The sequence below is a fragment of the Comamonas sp. 17RB genome (assembly GCF_030056555.1).
In the GTDB taxonomy this organism is placed as follows: domain Bacteria; phylum Pseudomonadota; class Gammaproteobacteria; order Burkholderiales; family Burkholderiaceae_C; genus Comamonas; species Comamonas terrigena.
Genome location: NZ_JASHHY010000002.1, coordinates 422,668 through 439,465, shown reverse-complemented (window position 1 = coordinate 439,465; position 16,798 = coordinate 422,668). Strand labels below are relative to the sequence as shown.

Sequence of the window (16,798 nt, the reverse complement as noted above, 5' to 3'; positions counted from 1 at the left end):
GGATGATTCCGTTTTGCACCGCTGCGCCGATGGGATGGCGCCCGGTGCGGTACAGAACAAGGAGTCTTTTCATGCGCGTTGGTGTGTTGACCGGTGGTGGCGATTGCCCGGGCCTGAATGCGGTGATCCGCTCGGTCACCAAGTCCCTGATCAACCATGGCCAGTGCGAGGTGCTGGGCATTGCCGACGGCTTTGAAGGCCTGATGGGCGAGGTGCCGCGCGTCAAGCCCCTGAGCTGGGATGAGGTCTCGGGCATCCTGCACATCGGCGGCACGATCCTGGGCACCAGCAACAGCGCCAACCCGCTGCGCGACGAAGCCACGCTGGCGCAGGTGGGACGCAACGTCCAGACGCTGGGCCTGGACGTGGTCGTGGCCATCGGCGGCGACGGCACCATGAGCCTGGCCCACGGTCTGTCGCGTGTGGGCCTGCAGTGCGTGGGGGTGCCCAAGACCATCGACAACGACATTGCCCGCTGCGAGCGCAGCTTCGGCTTTGACACGGCCGTGGCCACGGTGACCGAAAGCCTGCGCCGCATCGAGAGCACGGCCAACAGCCACCACCGCGTGATGATCGTGGAGACCATGGGGCGCCATGCCGGCTGGCTGGCGCTGGAATCCGGCATTGCCGGCGCGGCCGACGTCATCCTGCTGCCCGAGATCGACTACGACCTGCAGAGCATCATCCATGTCTGCCAGGAGCGCGAGCAACGCCAGCGCTACACCATCATCTGCATCGGCGAAGGCGCCAAGGAAAGCGGCCACAGCCTGACGGTGCGCGAACACATTGCACACAGCCCCGACCCGGTGCGCCTGGGTGGCGTGGGCCATGTGCTGCGCGAACGCCTGCAGCCCCACCTCCAGAGCGAGGTGCGCACCACGGTGCTGGGCCATGTGCAGCGCGGTGGCGATCCCACCCCGTTCGACCGGGTGCTGGCCACCCAGTTCGGCCACCACGCCGCCCAGCTGGTGCTGCAGGGCCAGTTCGGCCGCATGGTCACGCTGGAGCACGGGGCCATCGGCAGCGTGGCGATTTCCGAGGTCGCCAACACCCAGCGCAAGGTGCCGCTGGACCACGGCCTGCTGCGCATGGCCCGCGATATCGGCATCTGCCTGGGCGAGCACTGCTGAGCGAGCGCCCGGTGCGCCGCCGCAGCCGCCGCCACGGTATGCGGATGCAGGCTTTTACACCGTGCGCAGCGGGCAGGGCGGCCAAAACGCGCTAAGGTGCGGGGCTGCTGAATTTGCAAGAAACACAAGCCATGGACCGACATGAAGAAGCCGTGATGCAACTGCTCACGGCCAACGGCGAAACCTTTGTGGCCCACCGCTACGATGTGGCCGCCGGCTGGCACAGCCCGGCCTTTGTGGCGCTGCGCCCCAGCAAGCGCCAGCTGTATGTGGTGGAGGTCTCGGCCTCCGGATTCCCGCTGGGGCTGGTCAACAAGCTCAACGAACGCGTGGCCAAGTGGTACGCCCCGCTGCTGGAGCAATTGCAGGGCCTGGGCGTGACCGATGCCGAATGGAGCATCAACACCCTGGTGTTTGTGCGCAGCGACCAGATCGCCTGGCTGCAGGAGCGCGTGCAGGACCTGGCCGGCGTGCATGTGCTGAGCCTGGAGCAGGCCAGCGCCAATTGGAACTGGGGCGACGCCGTGTGGTCCGGGGACTATGACTTTGCCAGTGGCGAAGTGCCCCAGCGCGGCAGCGGCAAGGCCGCACTGACGCATTGACACACTGAACCGCGCACTGACGACACGACCCACCACCGCCTGGCGTGCCGCTGTTGCCGCGCACCCAGGCCAGTATCCCCCTCCAGAGCATGAGCACCATTTCTTCCGGCTTTGCCGAACAACTGCGCCAGTCCAGCATCAGCGACTGGAACGCCTGCGTACAGCACCGTTTTGTCGATGAGATCTTTGCCGGCACGCTGGATGATGCCGTGCTGCGCCGCTACCTGGTGCAGGACTACCAGTTCATCAACCGCTTTGTGGCCCTGCTGGGCGCTGCCATTGCCAGTGCCGACCGGTTTGCGCCGCGTGTCACGCTGTCGCAGTTTGCGGCCATGATCACCAGCGACGAGAACACCTATTTCCTGCGCAGCTTCGACGCGCTGGGCGTGCCCGAGTCCGAGCGCCTGGCGCCGTCGCTCACGCCCCAGACCCAGGCCTTCCAGCAACTGATGCACGAAGCCGCGCAAAGCCTGAACTACGCCAACTGCATCGCCGTGCTGGCCGTGGCCGAAGGCCTGTACCTGGACTGGGCGGACCAGCCCGCCAAGCAGCAGCTACCGCTGCCCGCCCGCTTCGAGCATGCGGAGTGGATCACCTTGCACGCGAACGACTTCTTCCGCGGCTTTGTGGCCTGGCTGCGCAGCGAGCTGGACCGGGTCGGTCCTGCGCTGAGCGACGCGGCCCGTGACGAGGCCGCTGGCTACTTCCAGCGTGCCGTGCAGCTGGAGCGGCAATTCTTCGACCATGTGTATGCCTAGGCCTGAAGCCGCAGTGTCTGCACCATCGCCTGCGGACATGGGGCGCATGCACAAGCCCTGCGGCGCACTGTCGCCGCGTGCATGGAGAATGGGTGCGCATTTCCCCAGGAGCACTTTCCCATGCAGATGAACGACATTCCTTTTGGCACCACCGACTGGTCGCAGGTGGAACCCACGGCCCATCCGGGCGAGCAGGGCACCGCCTGGTGGCGCACCCGCCAGTTTGGTGCGCTGCGCGTGCGCATGGTGGAGTACACGCCGGGCTATCTGGCCGACCACTGGTGCAGCAAGGGCCATATCCTGCTGTGCCTGGAAGGGGAGCTGCACACCGAGCTGGACGATGGCCGCCACGTGGTGCTGCGCCCGGGCATGAGCTACCAGGTGGCCGACCAGGCCGAAGCCCACCGTTCTTCGGCGCCCACTGGCGCCAAGCTGTTCATCGTGGACTGAGCGACAGGGGCAGGCGGGGCACAACCCGTTCGGCGGCCAGGGCCGGCCGCCAGCCACTATGATTCCGCCTGTGCGGCGGAGCCTTCCGCCATGTAAAACGATAGCGGGCCACGCCCGCTGGCTGGACGGAAAGCGCCTATGACCACCCTCGGAACCCCTCTCACCCCCCACGCCACCAAAGTCATGCTGCTGGGCAGCGGCGAGCTGGGCAAGGAAGTGCTGATTGCCCTGCAGCGCCTGGGCGTGGAGACCATTGCGGTCGACCGCTATGACCATGCCCCCGGCCAGCAGGTGGCCCACCATGCGCGCACCATCACCATGAGCGATCCGGCGCAGCTCAAGGCCTTGATCGAGGCCGAAAAGCCCGATCTGGTCGTGCCCGAGATCGAAGCCATTGCCACCCCCATGCTGGAAGAGCTGGAAGCCGCCGGCGTGGTCACCGTCATCCCCACGGCGCGTGCCACGCGCCTGACCATGGACCGCGAAGGCATCCGCCGCCTGGCGGCCGAAACCCTGGGCCTGCCCACCAGCCCCTACCGCTTCTGCGATTCGCAGGAGGAGCTGCAGGCCGCCATCGACGGCAGCGACGGCCAGCCCGCGATCGGCTACCCCTGTGTGGTCAAGCCGGTGATGAGCAGCTCCGGCAAGGGCCAGAGCAAGATCGACGGCCCCGCCGATGTGCAGAAAGCCTGGGACTACGCCATGGCTGGTGGCCGCGTGGCCAAGGGCCGTGTGATCGTCGAAGGCTTCATCGATTTCGACTACGAAATCACCCAGCTGACGGTGCGCGCCAAGGGCGCGGACGGCCAGGTCCAGACCCATTTCTGCGATCCGGTGGGCCATATCCAGCAGGCGGGCGACTACGTGGAAAGCTGGCAGCCCCATCCCATGTCCGCCACGGCCCAGGCGAAGTCGCAGCAGATTGCCAAGGCCGTGACCGACAACCTGGGCGGCCTGGGCCTGTTCGGCGTGGAGCTGTTCGTCAAGGGCGAGCAGGTGTGGTTCAGCGAAGTCTCGCCGCGCCCGCACGATACCGGGTTGGTCACGCTGGCCACCCAGTGGCAGAGCGAGTTCGAGCTGCACGCCCGTGCCATCCTGGGCCTGCCGGTGGACACCAGCCTGCGCAACCCCGGTGCCAGCGCTGTGATCTACGGCGGCCAGGACGCCCAGGGCCTGGTGTTCGACGGCGTGGACGAAGCGCTGGCGATTCCCGGTACCGATCTGCGCCTGTTCGGCAAGCCCGAAAGCTTTGTGAAGCGCCGCATGGGCGTGGCCCTGGCGCGCGCTGCGGATGTGGAGCAGGCCCGTGTGACGGCCAAGCTGGCCGCCAGCAAGGTCAAGCCGCGCAAGCCCTGAGCGGCCCTGACGGCGGCCGCTTCGGCGCAGGGACATTGCGTTGAAGCACTCCATAAAAAAGCCACGGCAGCGCAAGCTGCCGTGGCTTTTTTGGCGCCGGCTGCCTTCAGCGGCGCTGGCTGGCCAGGCGCCGCACGATGGCGACCAGCTGGTCGATTTCCTCGAAGGTGTTGTAGAAGGCCAGCGACGGGCGCACCGCGGTTTCCACGCCGAAGCGGCGCAGAATCGGCTGGGCGCAGTGGTGGCCGGTGCGCACGGCAATGCCTTCGGCATTCAGCGCCTTGCCCACCTCGTCGGTCGTATAGCCTTCCAACGTGAACGACAGCACGCTGGCCTTGCCGGGGACGGTACCGATCAGGCGCAGGCCGGCAATCGTGGCCAGCTGCTGCATGCCGTAGTCCACCAACGCGTGCTCGTAGCGGCTGATGTTCTCGATGCCGATGCGCTCCACATACTCCAGCGCCGCCCCCAGGCCCACCGCGTCGGCAATGTTGCCGGTGCCTGCCTCGAAGGTGTTGGGCAGCGGCTGGAACACGGTCTTCTCGAAGCTCACGTCCGCAATCATGTTGCCGCCGCCCTGCCAGGGCGGCATGGTTTCCAGCACGGCGCGGCGGCCCCAGAGGGCGCCGATGCCGGTGGGGGCAAAGATCTTGTGGCCCGAAAAGACGAAGAAGTCCGCCCCGATGTCCTGCACATCGACCGGCGTGTGGGCGATGGACTGGGCGCCATCCACCAGCGTGGTGATGCCGCGCGCCCGGGCACGGGCCACCACTTCCTTGACCGGCACCACGGTGCCCAGCACATTGGACACATGGCCGATGGCGACGATCTTGGTGCGGTCGTTCAGCAGCTTCTCGTATTCGTCGAGGCGGATCTGCCCCTGGTCGTCGACCGGAATCACGCGCAGCTTGGCTCCCTTGGCCTGCGCCAGCTGCTGCCAGGGGACGATGTTGGCGTGGTGCTCCAGGTGGCTGACGATGATTTCATCGCCCGCCCCCACGTTCTGCCCGCCCCAGGCCTTGGCCACCAGGTTGATGGCTTCGGTGGTGCCGCGCACGAAGATGACTTCGTTCACATCGGGCGCGTGGATGAAGCGGCGCACCACTTCACGGGCATGTTCATAGGCATCCGTGGCGCGGGCCGCCAGCGTGTGGGCGGCGCGGTGGATGTTGGAGTTCTCGTGCGCGTAGAAGTGCGCAATGCGTTCGATCACCTGGCGCGGCTTGTGGGTGGTGGCGGCGTTGTCCAGCCAGACCAGCGGCTTGCCGTTGATGCGCTCGGCCAGGATGGGAAAGTCGCGGCGCACGGCCTGCACGTCGAAGCCGGGATGGCGGTCGGCCTGTGCCAGCGGCGTGCTGTCGGCCTGCCCGTGGGGGTGGGGCTTGGCCGGGGTGACAAAACCGCTGGGCAGGGCGACCGCATCCACAAAGTAGAACTGCGGGGCCGCGGCGTCGGTGCTGCCGGCAAGGGCGGTCGCAGGCGCAGCGGGCGTTGCCAGCAGGCCGGAGGGGATGGCGGGAACGAACGGGCTACCCGGTGCCGTGCCCTGGCTGCCCAGTGCGGTCACCGCCTGCTGGCTCAGCGCATCCAGTCCGGGATGGGGGGCGTGCGGCGGCGCAAGGCCCGCAGCGTCCGCAGTGTCCACGGGGGCGGGCCGATGTGTGGCGGCCGCTGCGGCAGTGGCCTGGGGTACGCCATCGGTGGCGTGCCCGAGGCGGGGTTCGTAGGCGGGCAGGGCGGTGAATGCCTGGTCGGGCACGCCGTTGCCGGCGACCGCATGCGGGCGGGCCGTGGCGGCGCGGTGGCCCAGGGCCAGCACGGTGCCGGGGTTGCTGGGCAGCACATTGGCCCCCGGGATCTGCCCCTGTGGAAGCGGCGTGCCGGGCACATTGGGCGCCAGGCCCGCCGGGCTGGCCAGCGGGGAGCCGCCCGGAGCCCAGGTGGTGGGCGGCTGGGCGCCCTGGGGTGCGGCGCTGCCGGGCAGGCTGCGGAACAAGGCTGTTGCCAGCTGGGCCAGCGCGCCGGTGTCCAGCGGCGGCGCCGGGGTGGCGGGAATCGGGGGCGCCAGCGGGGCGGCCTGTGCGGCGGCCGGGGTGGGCGCTTGCGCGGTGGTGGTGCTCAAAACCGCATCTCCTGTGGTGCGCGATGTCGAAAAAGGGGGAGGACTGGTCGTGCTCTGGGGATTGGCGCTGCGCCGGGAGGGGCTGCCACCCCGGCGCAGCACTGCGCGGGCTTACTTGTAGGTGTCCAGTACCGAGTAGTCGTGGTACTTGTTGATTTCCACGTCGTCCAGCACGGCCACGGCATCGGGGGTGAGCACAGCCAGCGAGCAGTACAGCGAGATCAGGTAGCTGGCGATGGCGTGGTTGTTGATGCCCATGAAGCGCACCGACAGGCCCGGGCTCTGTTCGCCGGGCAGACCGGGCTGGAACAGGCCCACCACGCCCTGGCGGCGGTCGCCCACGCGCAGCAGCAGGATCTTGCTCTTGCCATCGGCCACCGGCACCTTGTCCGAAGGGATCAGCGGCACACCGCGCCAGGTGATGAACTGGCTGCCGAACAGGCTGACGGTGGGCGGCGGCGTGCCACGGCGCGTGGCTTCGCGGCCGAAGGCGGCAATGGTCAGCGGGTGGGCCAGGAAGAAGGCGGGTTCCTTCCAGACCTTGGTCAGCAGCTCGTCCAGGTCATCGGGGGTGGGGGCGCCGGTCAGCGGGAAGATGCGCTGTTCGTCGCTCACCTGGGACAGCAGGCCGTAGTCGGGGTTGTTGATCAGCTCGCTTTCCTGGTTCTCCTTGATGGTCTCGATCGTCAGGCGCAGCTGTTCCTTGATCTGGTCGTGCGGGCTGCTGTAGAGGTCGGAGATGCGGGTGTGCACATCCAGCACGGTGGAGACCGCGTTCAGGAAGTACTCGCGCGGCTTGGCGTCGTAGTCCACATAGGTGCGCGGCAGCTGGTTCTCGTGCTGCTTGGCGGTGCAGGTGACCTTGATGTCTTCCGGGTTCTTGACCTGGTTGACGCGGTAGATGCCGGCCTCCACCGGCACCCATTGCAGCAGGTGGGTCAGCCAGCGCGGCGTGATCGTGGCCAGCTGCGGTGCGGTCTTGGTGGCATTGGCAAGCTGGCGGGCTGCGTTGTCGCCCAGGGCGGTGGTACCGCCGACGGTTGCTGTCATGGAAAAAGGCTCCTGGTGGAATCGGTGGTGGGGATGCGGGAAAACAGTCTTCGCCAGTGTTCAATGCCGCCGATCGGGCTTCAACCGGCTATCGCCGCCAAGCGCGTCGCCAGGTGCTGGCGCTGGGTTTCACGCTGCTGGCGTATGCGTTCGGCATGCGCCAGCAGCTCGGCCGTGCCCAGGTGCAGGGCCTGGGCCAGTTTGTGCAGCGTGATCAGGGAGGGCGCCACCTGGCCGCGCTCGATCTCGCCCACATAGGAGCGGTTCAGATCGGACTGTGCAGCCAGGTGCTCCTGCGACCAGCCATGCCCTTCGCGCAGCTGGCGCACGGCCAGGCCGAAGTCCTGGACCAAGTGTTGCGCGGGCATGTTCAGGCGGCCACGCGGGCGGTGCGTTCCGGGGCCGGAGCGGACAGCACCGGGGGCGTGGCGGGCGGCACCGCAGCAGTCACGGGCGGCTCCGCCGGTTGCTCTGCCTGGCGCAGGCTGGCCTGGCTGACATGGGTGCCGGCGGGCACGTCGTCGGTGATCCAGACGTTGCCGCCGATGACCGCGCCTTTGCCGATGGTCACCCGCCCCAGGATGGTGGCGCCGGCGTAGATCACCACGTCATCCTCCACGATGGGGTGGCGTGCCCAGCCTTTTTGCAGGTGGCCCTGGGCATCCTTGGGGAAGCGCTTGGCGCCGAGGGTCACGGCCTGGTAGATGCGCACGTTCTGGCCGATGACGGCAGTTTCCCCGATCACGACACCGGTGCCGTGGTCGATGAAGAAGCCGGGGCCGATCTGTGCGCCGGGGTGGATGTCGATGCCGGTCTGCCCATGTGCCAGCTCGGCCATGATGCGGCCCAGCAGCGGCAGCTCCAGCCGGTAGAAGGCGTGGGCGATGCGGTGGTGGATCAGTGCCAGCACGCCGGGGTAGCTCAGCACCACCTCGTCCACGCTGCGCGCAGCGGGGTCGCCATGGAAGGCGGCCAGCACATCGATGTCCAGCAGCTGGCGCAACAGGGGCAGCTGCTGGGCAAAGGCCTGGACTGCGCGCTGGGCCTGGGCAGCCTGGCCGGCCGGGTCCGGCACGCTCACCCCCGCGCTGCGGTGGCGGTAGTGCAGCTCGATCTGGGCCTGGGTCTGCAGCAGCTGCAGCGCCGTGTTCAGGGTGTGGCCCACATAGAAGTCTTCGCTGGCGTGGCGCAGATCGGACGGCCCCAGGCGCTGCGGGTAGAGCACGCCTTTGAGGCCTTCCACGGCCTGGGCAATGGCGTCCCGCGATGGGAATTCACGGTGGCCGGAGTCCGTGCGGTTCTGCTGCTCGCGCCAATGGTCGCGGACCTGGCGCAGCTGCGTGACGATGGGGGCAATGTCGAAAGAGCTCATGGTGGCAATCGCAATCCGGTAAAGGTGTGGGGTCAGTCCTGCACCCAGGGCAGGCCGTAAAAGCGCCAGCCATTGAAGTGGCCGCGTTGCTGCTGTGTGTCGTGGTCGCCCTCAAAGCCTTCGCTGACATTGAAGACATGGGGCAGGCCGGCCTTGGCCGCTTCCTGGGCGGCCAGGGCAGAGCGCTTGCCGCTGCGACATAACAGCAGCACGGGCAGCGGTTGGGGTTGTTTGGCGTGCAGCGCGGCCAGTTCGCGGGCAAAGCGGGGGTTGCGTGTCAGCGCCGTGCCGCTGGCCCAGGCCACATGGGCGCTGCCGGGCACCTGGCCGACAAATTTGCGTTCTTCGGCGCTGCGCACATCCACCAGCAGGGCCAGGCCTTGCTGCACCAGCTGCCAGGCCTGAAGTGGGGCCACGCTGCCGGCGTAGCCAAGGCCTTGTTCCTGGGCCTGGGCCAGGGCCTGCTGCAGCACGGCAGGCAGCTGCGGGCGCTGGGCGGCGGTTGCGGTGGGGGTCTCGGCGGTGGTGGCGTAGGTCATGGCGTGGTCTTTCGGTGCAATCCATCACAGGAAGATGGCGATAGACAGCATCTTGCGAGCCGTCGGCGGCCAGTCCAACGAACAAAAATGGATGTGCTTGTGCACAAAACGATGAAGCGATACGGCGATGCCGGCCTCCGGCGGCGGCCGGCGGGCGGGCTGCACGCGGGAGGGCGTGCGGGGTGCGTGCGGCTGTCATCAAACCGTCGCACGGGGCGCGTAGCCTGTGTGGCAGATGCCACAACCGGCAAAGCAAGAAGGTGTGCGATGAATTGGGACAACCGTGAAGAGCTGGTGCGCCGTATCGAGAGCGACCTGCTGGACAGCCTGGACGAAGAGCTGGAGCTGGAAATCGAAGACCGTACGGGCGTGCTCTGCGCCGTGCCGGGCGGGGCCGCTGCGGCACCGGAAAGCCATGCCCAGCGCGTGGCGTATTTCAAGGAGCTGTTCCGGCTGCAGGCCGAGCTGGTCAAGCTGCAGGACTGGGTGGCGTCCACCAAACAGAAGGCCGTGATCCTGTTCGAAGGGCGGGATGCCGCCGGCAAGGGCGGCGTGATCAAGCGCATCACCCAGCGCCTGAATCCGCGCGTGTGCCGCGTGGTGGCCCTGCCGGCCCCCAACGACCGCGAACGCACGCAGTGGTACTTTCAGCGTTACGCCGCCCACCTGCCGGCCGCCGGGGAGATGGTGCTGTTTGACCGCAGCTGGTACAACCGCGCCGGGGTGGAACGGGTGATGGGTTTTTGTTCGGACGAGGAGTACGACGAGTTCTTCCGCTCCGTGCCCGAGTTCGAGCGCATGCTGGCGCGCTCCGGCATCCGCGTGATCAAGTACTGGTTCTCCATCACCGATGAAGAGCAGCACCTGCGCTTTCTGGGGCGTATCCACGACCCGCTCAAGCAGTGGAAGCTCTCGCCCATGGACCTGGAGTCCCGCCGCCGCTGGGAGGACTACACCCGTGCCAAGGAGGTGATGATGGAACACACCCACATCCCCGAAGCACCGTGGTGGGTGGTGCCGGCCGACAACAAGAAGCAGGCACGGCTGAACTGCATACGGCATTTGCTGTCGCAGTTCCCCTACAGCGAGGTGCCCCGCCCCGAGGTGGAGCTACCCGCGCGGGTGCGCCATGCGGACTATCTGCGCAGCCCGGTGCCAGAAAGCATGATCGTGCCCCAGCTGTACTGAGCGTTACCGTTTCCGGACCACGGGACCACGGGACCACGGGACCACAGGGCTGACTGGCCCTCGGCCCAACGGGTGCGCAGCCGCCTGCGGATAAAAAAAGCCCTGGTGCAATGCAGCAGGGCTTTTGGACATCGAGGGCGTGGTTCTTTAAGGGAAGGTCGCACTCTTGGGGGCGGGGGCGGGCTCCGATGCGCCGGGGGCCGGCGGGGCCGGGTGCTGCAGCTTTTCGGGTGGCAGCTCGGTGCCGGCGCGCCAGCGGCGCACCACGCGCTGGAAGATCAGTGCATTCGGAATCTGCAGCAGCGTGCCGGGCACCGGGGCGGTGGCGTCTTCCAGCGTGGTGTAGAGCAGGTTGATGTCCACCACCTTGCCCAGGGCGCCGGGCTTTTCGGCCGTGTCCAGCAGTTCGATGTGATCGCCCACGCGAAACGGCCCCACGGTGAAGATCAGGAAGGCGCAGAACAGGTTGGACAGCACGCTCCATGCGGCAAAGAACGCCACAGCGCCCACGGTCGCAAAGCCGGTGAAGGCCGTCCACAGCACGCTGGCAGAGACCCCCAGGCGCTCCAGCACCAGCAGCAGCGCGCTGATGATGATCAGCCAGCGCACCACGGTGTGGATGGGCATCAGCAGCTCGTGCGGGAACTGGTAGTGGTCGCTGGCGCGCACGATCAGCCGCTTGAGCAGGCGGTGCAGCAGCCAGGCGACCACGATGATCAGCACCATCTGGAGCAGGGGAACCACGACATCCAGCCAGTCCGTCACCCAGGCGGGTAAATGGGTCTGGAGGGTCTTCATGCGTTGCAGCAGGGTCACGGGAACAAAACTTTCTATCCAAAAAAACAGGGCACCGCCGTGGTGCCCTGGTCGGTGTGGCGCAGGCCGGGTTCAGCCCCGGCGTTGCTCAATGGTATCCATCTGCATCTCGAAACTGAAAAACCGGTCGCGGCCCTGGGCTTTGGCCGCGTACAGTGCTTCGTCGGCGCGCATCACCATGCTTTCGGCGCTGGTGCCTTCGTCGGGAATGCAGGTGGTGATGCCGCCGGACAGCGACAGCACGGCGCCGTTGGGTGAGTCCGGGTGGGGGATGGCGCGGCTGCGCAGCATGCTGCCCAGGGCGCGGGCAAAGGTCATGGCGCCCGAGCGCGGCGTGTTGGGCAGGATCATCGCAAACTCCTCCCCGCCGTAGCGCGAGGCCACGTCGCGCGGGCGCACGCAGACTTCCTTGAGCAGCCGGCCCACGGCGCGCAGGCAGTCATCGCCCTGCACATGGCCTGCGGCGTCGTTGAAGCGCTTGAAATGGTCCAGGTCGCACAGCATCAGTGTCAACGGTTGCTGCTCGCGGCGGGCGGCTTCGATCTCGGAGTGCAGGATGCGGTCAAAGCCGCGGCGGTTGACCAGGCCGGTCAGGGCATCGACCTCCACCATCTCGTTGAGGCGCTGGTTGGCCAGGTGCAGCTCGGCCGACAGGCTGACCAAGCGGCGGCGCATGTCCAGCAGGCGGCGCATGGCGCGCAGCTTGGCGATCAGCACAATGGGCTTGACGGGTTTGATCAGGTAGTCGTCGCCACCGGATTCAATGCCGCGCCAGATGTCCAGGTCATTGTCCAGGCCCGACAGGAAGATGATGGGCGTCCAGTCGCCCACTTCGGCCTCGCGCAGCTGCTGGGCGACCCAGTAGCCGTCGTGCGTGGGCAGGCGGATGTCCAGCAGCACCAGGTCCGGGCGGCGCATCTTGAACATCTGCACGGCAGATGGAGCGTCCACGGCCTCCATCACCTCGGTGACGCCGGCGTGGCGCAGTTCGGTGATCAGGGAATGGCGCACCGAGGCCTGGTCGTCCACCACCAGCACGGTGAAGCTGTTGGACAAGGGGGCCGAAGCGTCCGGGTGGGGCGCTGCGGCATTCAATGCAGTGGATGCATGCATTCGGCAGTCCTGTCTCTCCAAAAAAGCGGCGCCACCACGCACAAAGGGCCGCGGTGTGCGGCCCAGTGTAGTGGTTGGTTACGAAGGCAGCCATCGCGGGCCGCCGAACGTGGGTGTTATCCAGCGTTCTGTTCGCGGCGCAGGGCAGGGAACAGAATGATGTCACGAATGCTGGCGCTGTCTGTGAGCAGCATCATGAAACGGTCAATACCGATGCCGCAGCCGCCGGTGGGGGGCATGCCGTATTCCAGGGCGCGCACAAAGTCGTGGTCGAAGTACATGGCTTCGTCGTCACCGCCGTCCTTGGCATCCACCTGGGCGTTGAAGCGGGCGGCCTGGTCTTCGGCATCGTTCAGCTCGGAGAAACCGTTGCCGAACTCGCGGCCGGTGATGTAGAGCTCGAAGCGCTCGGTCACTTCGGGGCGGTCGTCGTTGGCACGGGCCAGCGGCGAGATTTCGGTGGGGTGTTCCATGATGAAGGTGGGGTTCCAGAGCTTCTCTTCGACCACTTCCTCAAAGTACAGCACCTGCAGGCTGGCCAGGGAACGGGTGGACAGCTTGTCCTTGTCTTCCTTCATGCCCAGCTTCTTCAGGGCATTGGTCAGCCAGTCGCGGTTGCCCACGTTCTCGCCGGCGTCGGTGTACTTGACGATGGCTTCCGGGATGGTCAAGCGCTCGAACGGCGCGGCCAGGTCCACCGGCTTGCCGCCGTAGGTCAGCTGCAGCGTGCCCACTGCCTTGGTGGCGGTATCGCGCACCAGGGCTTCGGTGTAGTCCATGATGTCGCGGTAGTTCCAGTAGGCCGCGTAGAACTCCATCATGGTGAACTCGGGGTTGTGGCGCACCGAGATGCCTTCGTTGCGGAAGTTGCGGTTGATTTCGAACACGCGCTCGAAACCACCGACGACCAGGCGCTTGAGGTAGAGCTCCGGCGCAATGCGCAGGTACATCTCCTGGTCGAGGGCGTTGTGGTGGGTGATGAACGGCTTGGCGTTGGCACCACCGGGGATGGGGTGCAGCATGGGGGTTTCGACTTCCAGGAAGCCGTTTTGCACCATGAAGTCGCGCATGCCGGAGACGGCCTTGCTGCGGGCCACAAAACGCTTGCGGGCGTCTTCGTCCATCATCAGGTCGACGTAGCGCTGGCGGTACTTCTGTTCCTGGTCGGCCATGCCGTGGAACTTGTCGGGCATGGGGCGCAGGCTCTTGGTCAGCAGGCGGATGCGGGTGGCCTTGATCGACAGTTCGCCGGTCTTGGTCTTCATCAGCACGCCTTCGGCACCGATGATGTCGCCCAGATCCCACTTCTTGAAGTCGGCATAGACCTCTTCGCCCACGGCGTCGCGGGTCACATAGATCTGGATGCGGCCGGTGGCGTCCTGGATGGTGGCAAAGCTGGCCTTGCCCATCACGCGCTTGAGCATCATGCGGCCGCCCACGCTGACGGTGGTGGCCGCGGCGTCCAGGGCTTCGGCTTCCTGGCCGGCGTGCGCGGCGATCAGGTCGGCAGCGCGGTCGGCAGGCTTGAAGTCATTGGGGAATGCCACACCACCCTGGGCCTTGACCTGCTCGCGCAGGGCCTTGAGTTTTTCGCGGCGTTCGGCGATGAGCTTGTTTTCGTCCTGGGGAGCGGCAACTTCTGCCGCAGCGGTGTGGGTGGTGTCAGACATGGAGGTGCGCAGCCCGCAGGCCGTTGTTGCAAATACCAAAACCCTGCATTCTAGTTTTTTTGCCTCTGAATGTGGGTAAGTGCGGTAATGGCGCACCGCCAGAGCAGCTACGACAGACGGGTGCGCGGTTCCCGTGCTGGTGGGACGGGGCAATCGCCGCACTGACCCTGCGGGTGCTGGAAGGGGCGGACCGCAGACCGCAGGCGCGGGAATGGGATGCCGACGGACGGCGCGGCCGCTCAGAAGGCGATGCCGGTGCGCTCCAGCACATCACCGACCAGTTCCAGCCGCACCAGCGGGCTTTCCAGCTCCAGCAGCTGCTGCTTGAGCGGGAGCGGAATGGGCAGCAGCTCGCACCAGCGGTTGGCGACCCAGCCGCAGTCGTCCAGCTGCAGGTCCGTGGGCAGGTCCACGGAAGGACCCTGCACCCGGTCTTCCTGGGCCAGCTGGCGCTGGTGCAACCTGTGCAGCACCTGGGACAGGGCCTGGCTGATGTTGCGCAGGTCCTCGGGAACGGCACAGCGCAGGTCCATGGCAATCAGGGAGACGTCGGCCACCCACAGGCCGTGGGGCAACTGGTGGGCACGGTCCAGGCGCATGCGGGCATGGCCCTGGCACAGGATGTGCAGCAGACCGGGCTGGACGCTGTCGAGCTGCTGGATCTGGGCCAAGGTGCCCACCGGGTGGAAGGATTCGGTGGGTTGCATCGGACGGCGCACCTCTTCGCCACCGGTCAGGGCCACCACGCCAAATGGAGTGCCCGCCTGGTGGCACTTGCGCACCATATCCAGGTACCGCACCTCGAACACCCGTAAAGGCAGCTGACCGCCAGGAAACAGCACGGTGTTCAGCGGAAACAACGGCAGCGAGGTCAAGGTCAGCGGGTTTGGCATGGGCAGCAGCTTTCCATCGCTATCATCATCCCATGCGGCCCCGGAAGCGGGGCTGGTTGTCTCAACTTGTTTCCGCTGTTGCAGCATTCACTGTTTTGCGATTGCCGTCGCACCCCACCACTGGAGCGCTGACCCGTCCATGATCGAGCAAATCCTGTCTTTTCTTCTTGAAGTGGCCGCCGGCCTGATTTCGGGCGCCTGCCTGTTGCGCCTGTACATGCAGGTCCAGCGCGTGCCGTTTTCCAACCCCGTGGGGCAGCTGGTGTTTGCCTTGTCCGACTGGCTGGTGATGCCGCTGCGCAAGGTCATCAAGCCCACGGGCAAGTACGACATGTCCAGCCTGATCGGCGCCATCCTGATCCAGCTGGTGCACTACCTGCTGCTGTGGGGCCTGGCGGGCGCTGCGGGCTCGCTGGTGATGGTGCCGCTGCTGGCGCTGTTCGGCCTGGCGCGCATGGTGCTGACCGGGCTGATCGGTCTGCTGATCGTCTACGCCATCCTGTCCTGGGTGTCGCCGCATTCGCCCATCTATGGCGTGATCGCCCGCCTGTGCCAGCCCGTGCTGCGCCCGTTTCAGCGCATCATCCCGCTGGTGGGCGGGGTGGATCTGTCGCCGCTGGCGGCGCTGATTGTGCTGCAGGTGCTGCTGATGGTGCTGGCCCACCTGCAATTCAGCGTGCTGGGTAGCGTGGCGGCAGGCATGGCCATGATGTAGGCAATGCCCCGTGGCCAGGCGGAACACGCCCTGGCCTGCGGCGCAGACACAAAAAAAGCGGTCCGAGGACCGCTTTTTTTGTTGCCTGGCGCAGGAGGGGCTGGGCTTACTCGGCGCCTTGCACCACGGCATCGGCCGGCAGGCGTTGCAGCATGGCCAGCGAGGTGGCCACGGTCTGGCGCAGTTCGCGGCGGTCCACGATCATGTCCACGGCACCCTTTTCCTTCAGGAACTCGGCACGCTGGAAGCCTTCGGGCAACTTCACGCGCACGGTGGTTTCGATCACGCGGGGACCGGCAAAGCCGATCAGGGCCTTGGGCTCGGCCATCACGATATCGCCCACGAAGGCGAAGCCGGCCGACACACCGCCCATGGTCGGATCGGTCAGCACGCTGATGTAGGGCAGGCCCTTCTTGGCCAGGCGGGTCAGCGCCGCATTGGTCTTGGCCATCTGCATCAGGGACAGCAGGCCTTCCTGCATGCGGGCGCCACCGGTGGCGGTGAAACACACAAAAGGCACTTTCTGCTCGATGGCCGTCTCGACGCCACGCACAAAGCGCTCGCCGACCACGGAGCCCATGGAGCCGCCCATGAAGTCGAACTCGAAGCAGGCCACGACCAGCTCGATCCCCTTCACCGCACCGCCCATGACGATCAGGGCATCGGTCTCACCCGTGTTTTCCAGGGCTTCTTTCAGGCGCTGGGGGTATTTGCGGCTGTCCTGGAACTTCAGTGCGTCAACGGGAATGACTTCCTGACCGATCTCATAGCGGCCTTCGGCGTCCAGAAAATGGTTCAGGCGTGCACGGGCACCGATGCGGTGGTGGTGACCGCAGGTCGGGCAGACGTTCTGGTTCTTTTCCAGATCGGCCTTGTACAACACGGATTCGCAGCTGGGGCACTTGATCCACAGGCCTTCGGGAATCTGCGTTTGGCGTTCCGAGGGGGTCGTTTGCTGGATTTTGGCAGGCAGGAGTTTTTCGAGCCAGGACATGGTGTCTTCCTTCTTTCAGGCAGGATCACC

Annotated in this window: 17 protein-coding genes; 7 read left to right on the top strand and 10 right to left on the bottom strand. The window is 66.6% G+C overall.

Annotated elements, in window-relative coordinates:
• The first annotated feature begins 71 nt into the window (after nucleotides 1-71).
• From QM470_RS05220 to purT, 5 genes are all read left to right on the top strand, one after another.
• Nucleotides 72-1,130: a 6-phosphofructokinase gene (locus QM470_RS05220; RefSeq protein WP_283338446.1), complete on the top strand. Its 1,059-nt coding sequence runs from the start codon at nucleotides 72-74 to the stop codon at nucleotides 1,128-1,130.
• A gap of 131 nt (nucleotides 1,131-1,261) precedes the next feature.
• Nucleotides 1,262-1,732 carry a hypothetical protein gene (locus tag QM470_RS05215; protein ID WP_283338445.1) on the top strand — a complete coding sequence of 157 codons (471 nt, stop codon included), beginning with the start codon at nucleotides 1,262-1,264 and terminating at the stop codon, nucleotides 1,730-1,732.
• Nucleotides 1,733-1,821: 89 nt separating this feature from the next.
• Entirely contained in the window at nucleotides 1,822-2,490 is a 669-nt protein-coding gene (locus QM470_RS05210) for a TenA family protein (protein WP_283338444.1), read from the top strand.
• Between the two features lie 120 nt (nucleotides 2,491-2,610).
• Complete coding sequence (locus QM470_RS05205; RefSeq protein ID WP_066537081.1) at nucleotides 2,611-2,940, top strand: DHCW motif cupin fold protein; 330 nt, start codon at nucleotides 2,611-2,613, stop codon at nucleotides 2,938-2,940.
• A gap of 138 nt (nucleotides 2,941-3,078) precedes the next feature.
• Nucleotides 3,079-4,296, top strand: coding sequence for a formate-dependent phosphoribosylglycinamide formyltransferase (purT, locus tag QM470_RS05200; protein WP_283338443.1), 1,218 nt, complete (start codon nucleotides 3,079-3,081; stop codon nucleotides 4,294-4,296).
• A gap of 106 nt (nucleotides 4,297-4,402) precedes the next feature.
• On the opposite strand, the gene QM470_RS05195 is transcribed toward purT, so the two are convergent.
• From QM470_RS05195 to QM470_RS05175, 5 genes are all read right to left on the bottom strand, one after another.
• Nucleotides 4,403-6,418 (bottom strand): family 2A encapsulin nanocompartment cargo protein cysteine desulfurase, encoded by a 2,016-nt coding sequence (locus QM470_RS05195; protein WP_502846806.1) that lies wholly within the window; start codon nucleotides 6,416-6,418, stop codon nucleotides 4,403-4,405.
• A gap of 111 nt (nucleotides 6,419-6,529) precedes the next feature.
• A complete protein-coding gene (locus QM470_RS05190) occupies nucleotides 6,530-7,468 on the bottom strand; it encodes a family 2A encapsulin nanocompartment shell protein (protein ID WP_283338442.1) in 939 nt (312 codons plus the stop codon).
• An 80-nt stretch (nucleotides 7,469-7,548) separates the two neighbouring features.
• The gene (locus QM470_RS05185; protein WP_283338441.1) at nucleotides 7,549-7,836 is read right to left on the bottom strand and encodes a helix-turn-helix domain-containing protein; all 288 of its coding nucleotides are present in this window, start codon (nucleotides 7,834-7,836) and stop codon (nucleotides 7,549-7,551) included.
• 2 nt (nucleotides 7,837-7,838) lie between these two features.
• Entirely contained in the window at nucleotides 7,839-8,840 is a 1,002-nt protein-coding gene (gene epsC / locus QM470_RS05180) for a serine O-acetyltransferase EpsC (RefSeq protein WP_283338440.1), read from the bottom strand.
• 32 nt (nucleotides 8,841-8,872) lie between these two features.
• Nucleotides 8,873-9,379 (bottom strand): rhodanese-like domain-containing protein, encoded by a 507-nt coding sequence (locus QM470_RS05175; RefSeq protein ID WP_283338439.1) that lies wholly within the window; start codon nucleotides 9,377-9,379, stop codon nucleotides 8,873-8,875.
• Between the two features lie 267 nt (nucleotides 9,380-9,646).
• Here QM470_RS05175 and ppk2 point away from each other — a divergent pair, with 267 nt between their 5' ends.
• Nucleotides 9,647-10,567, top strand: coding sequence for a polyphosphate kinase 2 (gene ppk2 / locus QM470_RS05170; RefSeq protein WP_280014198.1), 921 nt, complete (start codon nucleotides 9,647-9,649; stop codon nucleotides 10,565-10,567).
• Between the two features lie 147 nt (nucleotides 10,568-10,714).
• Here ppk2 and QM470_RS05165 read toward each other — a convergent pair whose 3' ends face one another.
• The 4 genes from QM470_RS05165 to QM470_RS05150 all read right to left on the bottom strand — a co-directional run bounded on the left by QM470_RS05165 (nucleotide 10,715) and on the right by QM470_RS05150 (nucleotide 15,059).
• Nucleotides 10,715-11,365 carry a mechanosensitive ion channel family protein gene (locus QM470_RS05165; RefSeq protein WP_283338572.1) on the bottom strand — a complete coding sequence of 217 codons (651 nt, stop codon included), beginning with the start codon at nucleotides 11,363-11,365 and terminating at the stop codon, nucleotides 10,715-10,717.
• Nucleotides 11,366-11,455: 90 nt separating this feature from the next.
• A complete protein-coding gene (locus tag QM470_RS05160; RefSeq protein WP_280014197.1) occupies nucleotides 11,456-12,496 on the bottom strand; it encodes a diguanylate cyclase domain-containing protein in 1,041 nt (346 codons plus the stop codon).
• A 116-nt stretch (nucleotides 12,497-12,612) separates the two neighbouring features.
• Entirely contained in the window at nucleotides 12,613-14,166 is a 1,554-nt protein-coding gene (gene lysS / locus QM470_RS05155; RefSeq protein ID WP_280014196.1) for a lysine--tRNA ligase, read from the bottom strand.
• 239 nt (nucleotides 14,167-14,405) lie between these two features.
• Complete coding sequence (locus tag QM470_RS05150; protein WP_283338438.1) at nucleotides 14,406-15,059, bottom strand: LON peptidase substrate-binding domain-containing protein; 654 nt, start codon at nucleotides 15,057-15,059, stop codon at nucleotides 14,406-14,408.
• 139 nt (nucleotides 15,060-15,198) lie between these two features.
• On the opposite strand from QM470_RS05150, the gene QM470_RS05145 reads away from it, so the two are divergent.
• On the top strand, nucleotides 15,199-15,774 hold the full coding sequence (locus QM470_RS05145; protein WP_283338437.1) for a YggT family protein: 576 nt from the start codon (nucleotides 15,199-15,201) through the stop codon (nucleotides 15,772-15,774).
• A gap of 106 nt (nucleotides 15,775-15,880) precedes the next feature.
• On the opposite strand, the gene accD is transcribed toward QM470_RS05145, so the two are convergent.
• On the bottom strand, nucleotides 15,881-16,768 hold the full coding sequence (gene accD, locus QM470_RS05140; protein WP_066537056.1) for an acetyl-CoA carboxylase, carboxyltransferase subunit beta: 888 nt from the start codon (nucleotides 16,766-16,768) through the stop codon (nucleotides 15,881-15,883).
• Between the last annotated feature and the right edge of the window lie 30 nt (nucleotides 16,769-16,798).

Coding starts and splice junctions, on each gene's coding strand:
- QM470_RS05220 (WP_283338446.1), top strand. CDS start 72: ATGCGCGTTGGTGTGTTGACCGGTGGTGGCGATTGCCCGGGCCTGAAT.
- QM470_RS05215 (WP_283338445.1), top strand. CDS start 1,262: ATGGACCGACATGAAGAAGCCGTGATGCAACTGCTCACGGCCAACGGC.
- QM470_RS05210 (WP_283338444.1), top strand. CDS start 1,822: ATGAGCACCATTTCTTCCGGCTTTGCCGAACAACTGCGCCAGTCCAGC.
- QM470_RS05205 (WP_066537081.1), top strand. CDS start 2,611: ATGCAGATGAACGACATTCCTTTTGGCACCACCGACTGGTCGCAGGTG.
- purT (WP_283338443.1), top strand. CDS start 3,079: ATGACCACCCTCGGAACCCCTCTCACCCCCCACGCCACCAAAGTCATG.
- QM470_RS05190 (WP_283338442.1), bottom strand. CDS start 7,468: ATGACAGCAACCGTCGGCGGTACCACCGCCCTGGGCGACAACGCAGCC.
- QM470_RS05185 (WP_283338441.1), bottom strand. CDS start 7,836: ATGCCCGCGCAACACTTGGTCCAGGACTTCGGCCTGGCCGTGCGCCAG.
- epsC (WP_283338440.1), bottom strand. CDS start 8,840: ATGAGCTCTTTCGACATTGCCCCCATCGTCACGCAGCTGCGCCAGGTC.
- QM470_RS05175 (WP_283338439.1), bottom strand. CDS start 9,379: ATGACCTACGCCACCACCGCCGAGACCCCCACCGCAACCGCCGCCCAG.
- ppk2 (WP_280014198.1), top strand. CDS start 9,647: ATGAATTGGGACAACCGTGAAGAGCTGGTGCGCCGTATCGAGAGCGAC.
- QM470_RS05165 (WP_283338572.1), bottom strand. CDS start 11,365: ATGAAGACCCTCCAGACCCATTTACCCGCCTGGGTGACGGACTGGCTG.
- QM470_RS05160 (WP_280014197.1), bottom strand. CDS start 12,496: ATGCATGCATCCACTGCATTGAATGCCGCAGCGCCCCACCCGGACGCT.
- lysS (WP_280014196.1), bottom strand. CDS start 14,166: ATGTCTGACACCACCCACACCGCTGCGGCAGAAGTTGCCGCTCCCCAG.
- QM470_RS05150 (WP_283338438.1), bottom strand. CDS start 15,059: ATGCCAAACCCGCTGACCTTGACCTCGCTGCCGTTGTTTCCGCTGAAC.
- QM470_RS05145 (WP_283338437.1), top strand. CDS start 15,199: ATGATCGAGCAAATCCTGTCTTTTCTTCTTGAAGTGGCCGCCGGCCTG.
- accD (WP_066537056.1), bottom strand. CDS start 16,768: ATGTCCTGGCTCGAAAAACTCCTGCCTGCCAAAATCCAGCAAACGACC.